The sequence below is a fragment of the Mucilaginibacter sp. genome, assembly GCF_039935595.1.
GTDB lineage: Bacteria > Bacteroidota > Bacteroidia > Sphingobacteriales > Sphingobacteriaceae > Mucilaginibacter.
Window position 1 is genome coordinate 1 of the sequence record NZ_JBDTJZ010000014.1, and the last position, 13,655, is coordinate 13,655.

The 13,655-nt window shown below is 41.7% G+C and carries 12 protein-coding genes; 8 read left to right on the forward strand and 4 right to left on the reverse strand.

The genetic code is table 11. From position 1 onward, the window contains the following. From ABI367_RS00630 to ABI367_RS00645, 4 genes are all read left to right on the forward strand, one after another. Positions 1-283 (forward strand): EamA family transporter (locus ABI367_RS00630; RefSeq protein ID WP_462231841.1); only part of this gene is annotated, 283 nt, incomplete at its 5' end. 3 nt (positions 284-286) lie between these two features. Beyond that, positions 287-916, forward strand: a complete 630-nt coding sequence (locus tag ABI367_RS00635) for a phosphatase PAP2 family protein (protein ID WP_462231843.1) — start codon at positions 287-289, stop codon at positions 914-916. A gap of 60 nt (positions 917-976) precedes the next feature. Further along, the gene (locus ABI367_RS00640; protein ID WP_462231845.1) at positions 977-2,131 is read left to right on the forward strand and encodes an MFS transporter; all 1,155 of its coding nucleotides are present in this window, start codon (positions 977-979) and stop codon (positions 2,129-2,131) included. A 55-nt stretch (positions 2,132-2,186) separates the two neighbouring features. Further along, complete coding sequence (locus ABI367_RS00645) at positions 2,187-2,384, forward strand: hypothetical protein (protein WP_462231847.1); 198 nt, start codon at positions 2,187-2,189, stop codon at positions 2,382-2,384. On the opposite strand, the gene ABI367_RS00650 is transcribed toward ABI367_RS00645, so the two are convergent. Further along, positions 2,368-4,065: an ArnT family glycosyltransferase gene (locus tag ABI367_RS00650; protein WP_462231849.1), complete on the reverse strand. Its 1,698-nt coding sequence runs from the start codon at positions 4,063-4,065 to the stop codon at positions 2,368-2,370. The genes ABI367_RS00645 and ABI367_RS00650 overlap by 17 nt on opposite strands. 313 nt (positions 4,066-4,378) lie before the next feature. Here ABI367_RS00650 and ABI367_RS00655 point away from each other — a divergent pair, with 313 nt between their 5' ends. After that, positions 4,379-4,930, forward strand: a complete 552-nt coding sequence (locus tag ABI367_RS00655) for a DUF2911 domain-containing protein (protein WP_462231851.1) — start codon at positions 4,379-4,381, stop codon at positions 4,928-4,930. Between the two features lie 90 nt (positions 4,931-5,020). Next, entirely contained in the window at positions 5,021-6,097 is a 1,077-nt protein-coding gene (locus tag ABI367_RS00660; protein ID WP_462231853.1) for a DUF3810 domain-containing protein, read from the forward strand. Positions 6,098-6,164: 67 nt separating this feature from the next. Here ABI367_RS00660 and trxA read toward each other — a convergent pair whose 3' ends face one another. Then, a complete protein-coding gene (gene trxA, locus ABI367_RS00665; protein WP_462231855.1) occupies positions 6,165-6,461 on the reverse strand; it encodes a thioredoxin in 297 nt (98 codons plus the stop codon). A gap of 135 nt (positions 6,462-6,596) precedes the next feature. On the opposite strand from trxA, the gene ABI367_RS00670 reads away from it, so the two are divergent. After that, positions 6,597-7,163, forward strand: a complete 567-nt coding sequence (locus tag ABI367_RS00670; RefSeq protein ID WP_462231857.1) for an isochorismatase family protein — start codon at positions 6,597-6,599, stop codon at positions 7,161-7,163. A gap of 156 nt (positions 7,164-7,319) precedes the next feature. Here ABI367_RS00670 and ABI367_RS00675 read toward each other — a convergent pair whose 3' ends face one another. Next, positions 7,320-10,370 (reverse strand): protein O-mannosyl-transferase family, encoded by a 3,051-nt coding sequence (locus tag ABI367_RS00675; RefSeq protein WP_462231859.1) that lies wholly within the window; start codon positions 10,368-10,370, stop codon positions 7,320-7,322. Positions 10,371-10,877: 507 nt separating this feature from the next. Here ABI367_RS00675 and ABI367_RS00680 point away from each other — a divergent pair. After that, complete coding sequence (locus ABI367_RS00680) at positions 10,878-12,383, forward strand: carboxylesterase/lipase family protein (protein ID WP_462231861.1); 1,506 nt, start codon at positions 10,878-10,880, stop codon at positions 12,381-12,383. 120 nt (positions 12,384-12,503) lie between these two features. Here ABI367_RS00680 and ABI367_RS00685 read toward each other — a convergent pair. Beyond that, positions 12,504-13,655, reverse strand: a 1,152-nt coding sequence (locus ABI367_RS00685) for a metallophosphoesterase (RefSeq protein WP_462231863.1), incomplete at its 5' end; no start/stop codon positions are given.

The following is a 13,655-nucleotide window of genomic DNA, read 5'->3' on the forward strand; positions in this document are numbered from 1 at the left end:
CTGGGCGCTGGTTTTTATTAAGGGCAGCAACAACACTATAAATACTTTAACCAAAACCAACTGGACCTTTTTGATACTGTCGGGCGTTGCTACCGGGCTTTCGTGGATATGTTATTTTAAAGCCCTGCAAATGGGTAGGGTTAACCAGGTAGCCCCGGTTGATAAGCTAAGCGTAGCCATAGCTATTGTATTAGCGGCTATTTTTTTGGGCGAAAGCATAAGCTTAAAAACGGGTATTGCCGCTGTGCTTATTATAAGCGGCACGTTGGTGTTAATTTTTTAATTGATGAAAATAACCCCGCAACGCAAGCGTATACTTGCTTATATAGTTATTGGGTTTGTACTTCTCACTATACTGGTATCGTTATTTCCGCCAACCTTAATTGACCGCGAATTTTCTGAAGAGATACAGGAGCACCAAAATCCGTTGTTAAACCTGGTAATGAAAGCGGTTAGCTACCCGGGCTATATGCCTTATGCAGCGGTTATGGTATTGGCAACTGTGCTGGTTTTTTATGTAAAAAAGCGCAAGCGGGAAGCATTGTTCCTGTTGCTTACTACGGGATCAAGCCTGATAAGCACTATAGTTAAATTTATGGTGAACAGGCCCCGGCCATCCAAGAACTTTGTAAAGGTTATTATTGCAACGCACCAGCAAAGCTTTCCAAGCGGGCATGTGTTTTTTTATGTGGTGTTTTTTGGCTTTTTAGCTTTGCTGATGTATATGCTTAAACATATAAACAACACCTTGCGGCTGCTGGTGGTAATAGGGTGTATGTTGATGATCTTTATTATACCCGTATCACGGGTTTACCTGGGCGCACATTGGTTTACTGATGTGCTGGGCGGCTTTTTATTAGGGATTTTGTATTTGTTTGCATTGAGTTACTGGTACCTTAAAGGACAACGAAATTAGTAACCCGGTACTTTTTATCAATACAATTTAATGGCGTATAATTGTATTTGATTTTTTAAAGTGACAATAAACCAGCGCCCGGCCAAACATTTACGATTAGCCAATACGGCATTTTTCTTTATTTCAGGCTTTGGTTATGCAACCTGGGCATCACGTATACCCACTATACAGCACCAACTGCATTTAAACGAGGCACAGTTAGGTACCTTGCTGTTTGCCATGCCCATAGGTTTAATGGCAACCCTACCCATAACGGCGCGTGTATTAAGTGCCTACAGCAGCAGGGCCGTTATGCTTTTTGGTGCTTTGTTTTTTAGTGTCGTATTGGTATTTGTTGGCTTTACTACAACAGCCTGGCAGCTTGCACTGGCCCTGTTTTGCCTGGGGTCGGCGCGCAACTTGTTAAATATATCGTCAAACGCGCAGGCGGTAGGGGTACAGTCGTTATATGATAAGTCAATTATGGCTACCTTTCATGGTATATGGAGCCTTGCGGGCTTTGCCGGGGCCGCGGTTGGCGGCTTAATGGTGTTTTATAATATAAGTACCGCATGGCATCTTTTAACGGTAAGTATATTACTTCTTGTATTTTCAATATGGGCGTACCCTGCAACTATGTACCAGCAGCCCATACCACAAACCAATAAAAAGCTATTTACCATTCCGCCAAAGCCATTGCTCAAATTCGCGCTTATCTGTTTTGCTTCCATGGCCTGCGAAAATACGATGTACGACTGGAGCGGAATTTATTTTGGACAAGTAATACATCTGCCCAAAAATACAGCTACGGCCGGGTTTGTAGCTTATATGATAGCCATGACCGGCGGTCGGTTTTTAGGCGATAAACTGGTTAATAAGTACGGCGTAAAAAAGTTGTTAAAATTTAGCGGCATATTTATTTTCAGTGGTTTTATTATAGCGATAATATTGCCATACGCCATAACTGCCGGTGTTGGTTTTATACTGGTTGGTTTGGGTATATCATGTATTGTGCCTATGGTTTTTCAAACCGCGGGCAAATCAACTACCATGAGCAGCGGGGCCGCGTTGGCATCCATATCAACCATTGGGTACCTGGGCTTTTTGCTGGTGCCGCCGTTTGTAGGTTATGTGGCTCAGGCAGCCGGTTTGCGGTGGTCGTTCGGTATTATATCTATTCTGGGTTTATTGATTGTTTTTTTGGTGAAGGATATCGGCAACGCCGATCAAAATTAATCGCCTGTCGCAAACAATTTTACCTATAAATTGTTAATGCGCATATACCACTACCATGGCACTAACTTCAGCTACCCGTTATAAATTTATAAACAGTAAAACAGGTAATATAATATATTATCACACCTTAAAGCTAGTATTAAGCGTGGATGAAATAAAAGTAGAAATGGAAAAGGTAAAAGCTAAGGTAGCTACAAAAAACGCGTTGCCTTCGGATACCATTTACTGGGAAGAAATTAAGGACGAAAAATAACATTTTGTAGAGATGCAAAATGTTGCATCTCTACTTTTTTTATCAGGTACACCTTATCCAACACTTTATATCGGTTAATTTTATTAATAAAATCAGGCAGTATACGCTCCTGCGGATAATTGGTAAAGCTTTTTATGATTATAAACTGCGCGCTGGTTTGTGTTAAATAATCAAGCGAAGCCTGGTTAGCGTAAAACACCGCATTTGGTGGCGCGGCAAAACTTTTAAACTGCTCAAGTGGGATATAGTCAACAGGCTTATTACAATAAAACTGGAAATTGTTGTTCTGCGTTTTAAGCGAATAGATTTTAAAACCGGCAAAATCTGCTCTATTTGCATATTGCGCAGCGGTGATCTGCCCGTTATACCCGGCCACTTCTTTGTACAATATGGTGTTTAAATAAAAGTTGACAAATAGCACCACACAGCAGTTTAACAAAAATACCTTTTGGGGCATTCTGCTTTTTATAATGATGAGTAATATCAGTACCAATAATGCGATGACATCGGCATAAAATAGTATAACCCTATCGGGCATTAAAAAATAATTGACGATTAATATTATCACCGGAAAAACCAGAATGTATAACCACTGACTTATGGCCCGTATTTTAGTTTCGCTGGTGCTTAAATGCATGGTGCAGTAGGGTGCCAAAATAATGGCGAAAAGCGGGAATACTGCATTGGTATAAAAAGGCAATTGAAAACGCGATAACGAGAATAATAATAACAGCAATATGCCGCCGCTTAAACTATAATACTCTGCCTGTTCCTGCTTTTTGATAATGCCCCTTACGCGTTTATATAGCGCGAAATAAAACAGCAAACACCAGGGTGCAAATGCCCATAATAAAGTATGGACATAAAAAAACACATCGCCTGATGATTTTTGGCTGATAGGGCCACTGTTGGCAAAGCGGCCAAACTGGCTATCCCATAAAAACCATTTAATACCCGACACATGATGCCTGCCAAATACCAGTTTTTCGGGGTGCATATCAAATTGTATGTATAGCGCGTATAATTCGGGCAGTACCAAAATTAAAGTAAGCAGGTACAGCGCTATAAATTTAAGGCTGAATAATTGGTTCAGCTTTCTTTTAAAAATTAACTGCCCCAGTAAGCTGCCATAAATAGCCACAATTACAAATATGCCCTTGGTCATTATAGCGCAAGCGGTTAACAGGGCAGCCAGTAGCAGATCTGTAACTTTAAAACGTTCCTGCAAATTCGATATATGGTAAATACTGCCTATTATTAATGCCAGCAGGTAAGGCTCGGCGCGTACATCCACATTGCCCATTAGAGCGTACTGGGCGGTCATTAATATCAAAACGGCGGTTGCGGCTATTTTAACATCGTAATATTTGCGGGCGAAAAGGAAAGTATACAACGCCCCCAGCAAAAAAAAGAACAGCGCAGGCAGGCGGTAGGCCCAAACGCTTACACCAAATAGTTTAAAACTTAAAAAAGCCATCCAAAACGGAAAGTGGGGCTTATCAAGCCAGTCCTGGTTGTAGGTAAACAGTTGTATAACGTCTTGCTTATAAAGCATGTTTTTAGCGATAGAAGCATACAGGGCCGGGTCGTCCGTAAAAAAATTTACGTTAATGCCCGCCAGGGTTACCGCTATAGCCAAAACAAACACCAATAAATAAAGCAGCCGTGTACTGTTTTTCATGCATTAAAATAAAGTGTAATAATAAGTTTTTTTGAAGTTTTGCCGGTAATAATTATGGGAGTTAAACAAAAAAAGCCCCTGTCTCACGACAAGGGCCAAAAACTCACAACAATTGTTTAACCTTTCGGTCAATTCCTAACTGCAATGTGAATTCAGATTATAAAACACAATAATCATGCCCGGGTTTTATATAATTTAATAATTAGTTATATGGTGAGTAAATGGCTTTATAATTACAATTAATAGGTGCAACTTATACAATTTCAAACTATATTTGGTTACGAAACCAATTAGTAAATAAAATATTAAGACCATGAAAAAATTATTTCAATTAACGGCGTTAGCAGCTTTTGTAATAGCGCTTTTTACAGTAACAACTACGTTTGCACAGGATGCCCCTAAGATCAAAAAGGCTGTTGATGAAGTTGCCCAAGGTAAAATAGGAAACGCCAATGTTACTATTAACTATGGCTCGCCATCATTACAAGGGCGTGAAATTTTAGGTAAGATAGAACCCTATGGTAAACCATGGCGCGCGGGTGCTAATGCGGCCACTAAAGTTACTACCACGGCCGAACTAAACATTGATGGACATAAACTACCTGCTGGTGTTTACAGTTTATACATGGTCCCTGGCGAAAAAGACTGGAAAGTTATTTTTAATTCTGCCATACCATCTTGGGGTATAGCCAAGGATCCTAAAGGGCCGGGAATGACTGCTGCAAATGATCCAACTAAAGATCTTTTTTCGATAAATGTTAAAGCTAAAGCGGCTGGCCCAACCGAAAAATTAAGATATGAGGTTAGACCAAACGGCATTGCCTTAGTATGGGAAAATGTAGAGGTATTTATACCTGCTAAGTAAATTAAAAATTTATTAGAACAAAAGCCTCCCGAATTTCGGGGGGCTTTTTTATGCGGTTTGCCCACCCTTAAAAAATTATATTTGTAAGCTATGAGTTATAAATTCAGTAAAAATACCGTACAGGGCAGGGTAATAATTATCCTGTTGCTGGCATTGGCTATTTTTTTACTGATGCAGTTTGCCAACCATCCCCATGCGGTTGAGCGTTATTATTCTGAGGGCCTTTATCCGGCTATTTGTTGGGTGCTGCATCCGGTGCTTAATTTATTCCCCTTTAGTGTAGGCGATGTGTTGTATATTTTGGTTGTGGGGTATTTGATTTTTGCCTTGGGCCGTTTTATTTACTTGCTTTTTAAAGGGCAGTTTAAACGTATGGGTTTGTTAACTTTAAAGTTCATCATCAGACTGCAAATAGCCATACTGGTTTTTTATATTTTTTGGGGGATGAATTATTACCGCCCATCGGCAGGCGAGCGGTTAAACCTGCGCGATACCAGCTACACCACCGCGCATTTAATAACAGTAACCTCCATGCTTATAGATAGCGCCAATATTAGCAGACGCAATTTAACAGCTACAGATACCACGCAAAACAACAGCGCCATATTTAAAACCGCCATCAATTCAACACGCAAAATATCTGCCGATTCGGCAAACTTTCGTACTTATTCTCCTAAAATAAAACCATCATTACTTACGCCATTAATGAATTATATAGGTACATCCGGCTATTATAATCCGTTTACCACCGAGGCACAACTCAATTACCAGATGCCTTATTTTGAGCGGCCCATGGTGGCTTGCCATGAAATGGCGCACCAAACAGGTTATGGTGCCGAGGATGAAGCCAGTTTTGCAGGCTACCTGGCAGCCTTAAATACTACAGATAGGTTGCAACGCTACTCGGCCTACCATTACGCGGTTGACGAGTGTATGCACGCGCTGCGCCGGCGTGATACATCGGCTTATAAAACGTTAAGAAAATGTATATCGCCGCAGGTGCGCCATGATTTTTTTACCGAACGCATGTATTGGTTCTCTTTTCATGGTAAAGCGGGGATGTTGAGTGGTATGATGTATGATGATTTTTTAAAAGCCAACAATCAGCCTAAGGGTATGGAAACCTACAACCAAATGGTATTGCTGTTAATGGCGTGGTATAAGTAGGCAGTTTGCAGTGGGCAGTTTTCAGTTAGCGGTGCAGATTGATTTACTGCAAACTAAAAACTGCAAACTAAATATACTGCGTTATAATTTGCTGCAATTGCTTGGCTTGCACTACGCCGCTTTGGCGCCACTTGGTTTCGCCGTTCTTAAATATCATCAGCGTGGGCACGCTTTGAATTTTATAAGCATTTGCCGCTGATGGATTTTTATCAATATCAATTTTTATAATGGTGATCTTATCGCCCAGGCTGCTTTTAACCTGCTGCAATATAGGCGGCATCATTTTACATGGTCCGCACCACTCGGCCGAGAAATCAACCAGTACCGGTTTTTCTGAAGCTATTATTTCCTGGAAATTTGCCATGACATCTATTTATGATCTATATAAAAGTAACTAATAAATAACCTAATTGTGTTGTTGCCCGCACTATTTTACAATTAACAGGTAATTGCCCGGTAACAACTTTAAATTTGCAGCGTTTACCTAAAAACACGTGTTATGGTTACCCCAATAGATAAAAATACCGCACTGGTGCTTATTGACCTGCAGAAGGGCATTTTCCAGACCCCGGCTGCACACCCTGCCGAAGATATTTTAAAAAATTGTGCCGCCCTGGTTGCTGCTTTTCGCGATGCCGGCCTGCCGATTGTTGTAGTAAATGTAGTGCCCGCCGGGCTGTGGACAAAGACCCGCAAGGTGGCAGCATCATTGCCTGCGCAATATCCCGAAGGATGGAACGAGATAGTCCCCGAAATAAAAACCCGGCCTAATGATATTTTTATTACCAAACCCTCATGGGGCGCTTTTAATGATACACCATTGAATGACGAATTGCAAAAGCGTGGTGTTACAGGTATTGTACTTGCAGGCATATCAACCAGTATAGGTGTTGAGGGTACTGCCCGGCAGGCAGTTTTACACGGCTACAATCTAACTTTCGCTATTGATGCGATGACCGACAGGGTTATGGAAGCGCATAATTGCAGCATTAACTATATTTTTCCACGTATAGGCGAAGTAGATACAACAGCAAATATTATTGAAAAACTGGAAGTCCGGGCTTAATCAGGTGGTTAATTGCTGCATTAACTAATTAAAAACAACGCGGGATAAAAAACCATTTTATAATTTCGCCTTTGTGCTTTGTCCGAATGATAACAATAAAAAAGACTTAAGATATTTAAATTTCTTAAGCCTTTTTATTTATCGGATTATACACCGTTACTGTTTGCCGCCAAGTTGCCCCAGTACCGGTGCAAACTTAGTTTCATAATCCTTAGCCTCGGTTTCCAGTTTGTTAGCTAAAGCGGTTTGATGATTGTCTTTAGTTAACTGCGCAAGACCATTTAATATTTGCAGACCAAATTGTATGGTTCGGGTGCTTAACATACTGCCGTTATTTTGCATAACGTAATAATTATAATCAAGCTGGTCTGTAACGTAGTTATTGATGTAGTTGGTAAATTTGTTTGCCAGTACATTATCATGCAGTTGATAGGCTGTTTGGGCCAGCAGGTATTTGCTGCCGGTAACATTTATATCAACATCTAGGTTAGGCATAACGTCATCATACTTATGCATTACTTTTAGTGCCAGGTCAGGGTGCCCTTCATTTATTAATGATTGTGACAGCGTCAGGAACGTTGACATCATTACAGGGTAAAACATGGTGGTTGATTCATGGTCAAGGTAGCGGGCATTTTTAAAATTGCCAAACTTAAATTTGTTCATTACATTGTTATACATCACCATGGTATTGCTTTTTTCCAATTGGTCCCTTAAAGAAGTATCCGGCTTAAACGGAATTAAACGATAGGTAAAGCCTTCTTTATACAAATAAGGTTGCAGGCCAATCAAATTACTTTGGCCTATGGTAGTGGTAAAGCAAATTGGCCGTTTCCAGTTATTATGCGAAAGTATATCCAGCATGGCCAGGTTGTCTTTCATAATATTGTCTGATGTGTACGTCCATTTCAACGTATCAGTAAGTCTGCTTTTTTGGTCGGGTGTTATTACACCATTTTTAAGCACATCATCAGGATTAATGGTGATCTTAAACCTTTTGGTGGGTAAATAATTAGAAAAATTACCGCTTTGGTACTGCACCATAGCATCCTTATTATCTGACGTAATAAAATCAAAAACATCTTTTAACTCAATATAGCCGGGTATGTTTTTATCATTCAATGAAATATAATCGCGCACCCCTTCTTTATATTTATCAAAAGGCATGGTAATAGGCAATGGTGCTGATTCGTTCATTTTCCGTTGCATTTGGCGTATATACCAGTCGCCGGTAAATAGGCTCAGGTTTACAATGCGCACATCGGGGCGTATATTTTCAACCTCCTGGTCATACCATAATGAGTACGTATCATTATCGCCATAAGTAAACAAAATGGCATTTGGCGGGCATGATATCAGGTAATTATAGGCCATATCGTGCGCAACCCATTTGGTCGACCGATCATGCGCTTTCCATTCCTGTTTGGCTAATACCACCGGGGCGGCCAGCAGGCATATTAGGGTAGCAGCTATAGCAGCGGTTTGCGCATTTAGTTTTTTAAGGGCCAAATCTGCAATGGCAATTACGCCCAGGCCTATCCAAATAGCAAAAGCATAAAAGGAGCATACGTAAGAGTAATCCCTTTCGCGGGGTTGTACGGATGGCTGGTTAACATATATTATAATAGCCAGCCCGGTAAAGAACCATAATAAGGCTATAATAAGTGCATCCTTTTTTTTGCGTTTAAAATGATACACCATGCCTATCAAACCAATAACAAATGGCAAGCCATACAAAGGTGTGTAGGTAACGCTATGCAGTACCGATTGCGGTACATGCCTTATGCCATCAAAAATGCCGCTGTTCCAGTCGCCATCTAAATAGCCGGTTAATTTAAAAGGGTTGGCATTTTCCTGCTGACCATCCATATCATTGGTACGGCCAATAAAGTTCCAGAAAAAGTACCTGAAATACATTTGGTAGGTTTGCCAGCTAAAAAAGAAACCCAGGTTGGTGGCAAAAGTAGGGCTCTCGTTTTCGCCCAGTTGCATCCATTGCCTGTAAAACAACGGATCCTGCCCTTCCTGACTATACATACGCGGAAATATGGTAGTGCGGTCGTAAACGTAGTTCTGTTGTTTTCCTATTACCTCATATTGTTTTTCGCCTTTGCGGTACATATTGGCACCTTCAGTTTGGTCAATAATCTTCGAGTCAAAATACGGCCCCGAAACAAGCGGGGTTGAGCCGTACTGGTCGCGGTTAAGATAGCTGTTTAAGGTAAAGGCATTATCGGGATGGGTATTATCTAAATTAGTATTGGCGGTTGCGCGTATAGGGATATATACAAATGAACTATAACCAAAATAAATAAAGGCAACACATAAAAAGGCCAGGTTAAGTGCCGGTTTATTATTACGTATGCTATAAACTATACCAAATACCAGCGCGCCGATCAGCAGTAAAAAAAACACTGCCGCGCCGCTGCCAAAGCCTAAGCCCAGGCTGTTTACAAAAAACAGGTCAAAATACGCGGCAAGTTTTATGGTAAACTGGCGTATGCCAAACTGCACCGTACCCAAAATAACCAGGCTGATAAAAAAAGCTATCCAGGCGCTTTTTGCAGTCGCTTTTTTTGAACGGCGGAAGTAATATACCAGTGTGACAGCCGGTATAGTTAACAAGTTAAGTAAGTGTATACCTATTGATAAACCTATAACATAGGCAATAAACACCAGCCATTTATCCGCGCCGGGTTCGTCGGCATGGGCATCCCACTTTAATATGGCCCAAAAAACCATGGAGGTACAAAGCGCCGAAAGCGCAAATACAATAGTTTCAACAGCCGAGAACCAAAATGTATCAGTAAAAGTAAAAGCTAAAGCACCGGCTAAACCTGCACCCATAATTAATGTGGTGCGTGTGTTATCGCTAAGGTCATCGCGGTTAAGCAATAATTTTTTGGCGAAGGCGGTTATCGTCCAGAATAAAAACATAATAGCCGCCGCGCTTGCAATGGCCGAACCCATATTGGTGAAATAGGGCACTTTAGCGTTATTGCCGAATGACAGCAGCGAAAACAACTTGCCCAGCATAGCAAACAGCGGGTAACCCGGCTGGTGCGATACCTGCAAACGATAGGCGCATGATATAAATTCGCCGCAATCCCAAAAGCTTACGGATGGCTCTAATGTTAAAATATAGGTTGTAGCGGCAATAACAAAGCAAAGCCAGCCTAACAGGTTATTTATTTTTTTATATTCCATTGGATAGAAATAAACGGTTGTTGTTTAGCGGCGTAAATATCATGATTTTTATAACTTATTTTAAAAAAACAATGCCGAGTTAACAAATATTAACAGAATTTAACTGTTAGCACTTCCAATCCGCTGTTTGTGAGGGCGTAGCCAATGGGGTGATTTTTTTGGTAAAATGGTTTACACAACTTTACACATTTAGCAAAAAAATTCGTTAATAAATTGATTATCAATTTATTAGTAAATAATAGTGTAACCCATAAATGCGTCTATATTTTTAGGGTGAAAATTACGCACTGGTTTAAGTTTAGTACAACTTAACTTAGTTGCCATAAGGCATTAATTTTCAGCTTAATAGCAATGAGTTGAAGACTGCATTTCAACAATGTCATTTCGAACGAGGTACGAGGAGAAATCTTGTACATTTTGCATGGCGTATAAGATTTCTCACTACGTTTCGAAATGACACATGAATAGTTGTTTATATTTCCTACTTTTAATCACCTAAAATCAGTTATGAACCAGTTTTTTAAAAAAGCCTTGCGGGTTATTTTACCTGTAGCATTACTATTTACAATTAACGCCCAGGCCCAAGTTCCTGTTGTTAAAACAGATAAGGGTTACATTCGCGGCTTAAGCGAGGGTGGTATAACTGTATTTAAGGGTGTGCCGTATGCAGCGCCGCCAATTGGTGCCCTGCGCTTTAAGGCCCCGCAGCCCCATGCGCCCTGGCGCGATACCTTAGCAGCTACCAAATTTGGTAGCATAGCTACACAGGCCGGTGGCGGATCAGAAGATTGTTTAACGCTTAATGTGTACACGCCAAAGGTTGATAACAGCAAACGCCCGGTACTGGTATGGGTGCATGGTGGCAGCATGACATCGGGCAGCGGTAAAGGGCAAAACGGTCATGCTTTTACGGATAGGGATGATATTGTTACCGTTACCATTAATTACCGCCTGGGTATTTTTGGCTTTACTTATCTGGACGATCTGGGCAAGCAATATGCTGGATCTGGCAATAATGGCGTACTCGATTGTATTATGGCCCTGCGCTGGGTTAAACAAAATATTGCCGATTTTGGGGGCGACCCAAACCGGGTAACCATAATGGGCGAATCGGCAGGGGCCAAGCTGGAAAGCGCGGTGCTGGTATCGCCATCGGCAAAAGGTTTATTTAGCCAATATATTGCTGAGAGCGGCTCCGTACAATGTGTAAGAGATATAAATACCGCCAAAGGCGAACGCGACAGGGTGCTGGCCAAATTGCATTTAACCAAAAAGGAAGCCGCCAAACTGTTAACCATGCCAGCCGATTCGTTAATGAAAGCGCAGGCCGCCGCAACCGCTGGGGTAACCGGCCTGATATTTTTTGGTCCTGTTAATGATGGTGTTGTAATACCACAAGACCCCTATAAATATGCCGCAGCAAAAAAACTGCCTAAAATAAAGGCATTAATGGGTACCAACGCTAATGAGTTTACCCTGTTTATGGACCGATACCCCGAAATGAAAGCGCCGGATGCCGCCGCGGTAAAAGCTTTATTTGCCGATAATGCCCCAATGGTATATAAAACCTATTTAAAAGAGGTTAAAACCTTATCGCCTTATGACGCCGCTGATAAAACATTTACCGAATATATGTACACCATACATAACTACCGCTGGGCAAAAGCTATGGTAAAAGCCGGTATACCTACCTGGGAGTATCGTTTTGATTATATTAAAAATGATGCTTTAAAGGCGGCGCACGCCCGCGAAATGCCCTTTATTTGGTTTGATCCCGAATCAAAAGGGATGGCTGATGCTGAAAAACGGAATTTGGCTATGAATATGCACAAGGCATGGGTTGCCTTTATTAAAACCGGTAACCCCAATATACCCGAGCTACCCCAATGGCCGCTTTATAAAACGGATACCAAACCGGTTATGCTGTTTAATATAAACAGCAGTATTACCAATTTAAAAAAGGTTTTTGATGATAAGGCTTTCCCAACTACCGTAATGGTGTTTAAGCGTTAGCGGATAAAATACTTTTGTCATTTCGAACGAGGAACGAGGAGAAATCTTTTACAAGCGCTTGGAATCGGACGTATAAGATTTCTCCCTACGGTCGAAATGACAGAGGGAAAGACAATGTCATTAAGAAATAGCCTTGTTCTTTTTCAAAGTAATCACGGTTATCTCCGGCCATATACCCAACCTGCCTGAAAAGGCCAGAAACCCAAACCCGCGATTAACATATAGGTAGCGGTTTTTTTCGTTGATTAGCCCGGCCCAGTCCAGGTAACGGTATTGTACGGGGCTCCAGCGCACACCTGCCACCTCAACCCCAAACTGCGCGCCATGCGTATGGCCCGACAGGGTTAGATGAATGGTAGTTGGATTGTACCGTACCTGTTCCTCCCAATGCGTAGGGTCGTGCGATAATAATATCTTGAAGGCGTTTTCGTCAACACCTTTTAGTGCTTTGTTTAAATCGCCTTTTTTTATAAAACCCCGGCCCCAGTTTTGTACGCCTATCAGGGATATTTTCTGACCGTCTTTTTCAATCTCCAAATTCTCATCCAGTAATAACCGATAGCCCAGATCGGCATGGTGTTGTTTTAGTTTTTGCAGATTAGCGGCTTTTTCCTCATCGCTATTCCACTGCATATAATCGCCATAATCATGATTGCCCAGAATAGAGAACTGTCCGTAGGGAGACCGCAGCTTACTGAAATGGGGGATGTATTGTTCAATTTCCCAGGCGGCGTTGTTTACCAAATCGCCTGTAAAAACAAACAGGTCGCTTTTTTGGGCCTGCGCTAAATCAATACCGCGCTGCACGGCGTCGGTATTGTCAAAACTGCCGGAGTGGATGTCGCTCAACTGCGTAATGGTAAAGCCATCAAAAGCTTCGGGCAGATCATCAAAATATAAGGTGGTGCGGTGCAGTTTATAATCATACTTGCCCCTTACCATCGCATAAATAAAACCGAAGAAGGGGAACGCCGCCAGCAAAATAGCCAGCTCGCTTATAAATTTGCGGCGCGACGGGAAATAAGGCTGACCAACCGCACGGCCCGGTTTGGCAACATGGGTAGCAATGCCAGCTATAAACCGGCCAAAATCGCCCAGCGACAGTACCATCGCGAAAACCAGCTTGGTTATAAAAAAGGTAAGGAACAGGCTCAGCATCCATTCGTGAAACGGCCTCATTCCCTGTGCGGTGCTAAAGCTGCTCAATCCGCCTATAAATAAAACGGTTACCCCAACGGATATCAGCAGGTAGCCATAAATTACGGACTGCCT

What these genes read in the sequence shown, in the direction of transcription:
- ABI367_RS00670 (WP_462231857.1), top strand. Translation starts at nt 6,597, where the DNA reads ATGGTTACCCCAATAGATAAAAATACCGCACTGGTGCTTATTGACCTG.
- ABI367_RS00645 (WP_462231847.1), top strand. Translation starts at nt 2,187, where the DNA reads ATGGCACTAACTTCAGCTACCCGTTATAAATTTATAAACAGTAAAACA.
- ABI367_RS00655 (WP_462231851.1), top strand. Translation starts at nt 4,379, where the DNA reads ATGAAAAAATTATTTCAATTAACGGCGTTAGCAGCTTTTGTAATAGCG.
- trxA (WP_462231855.1), bottom strand. Translation starts at nt 6,461, where the DNA reads ATGGCAAATTTCCAGGAAATAATAGCTTCAGAAAAACCGGTACTGGTT.
- ABI367_RS00680 (WP_462231861.1), top strand. Translation starts at nt 10,878, where the DNA reads ATGAACCAGTTTTTTAAAAAAGCCTTGCGGGTTATTTTACCTGTAGCA.
- ABI367_RS00660 (WP_462231853.1), top strand. Translation starts at nt 5,021, where the DNA reads ATGAGTTATAAATTCAGTAAAAATACCGTACAGGGCAGGGTAATAATT.
- ABI367_RS00675 (WP_462231859.1), bottom strand. Translation starts at nt 10,370, where the DNA reads ATGGAATATAAAAAAATAAATAACCTGTTAGGCTGGCTTTGCTTTGTT.
- ABI367_RS00635 (WP_462231843.1), top strand. Translation starts at nt 287, where the DNA reads ATGAAAATAACCCCGCAACGCAAGCGTATACTTGCTTATATAGTTATT.
- ABI367_RS00650 (WP_462231849.1), bottom strand. Translation starts at nt 4,065, where the DNA reads ATGAAAAACAGTACACGGCTGCTTTATTTATTGGTGTTTGTTTTGGCT.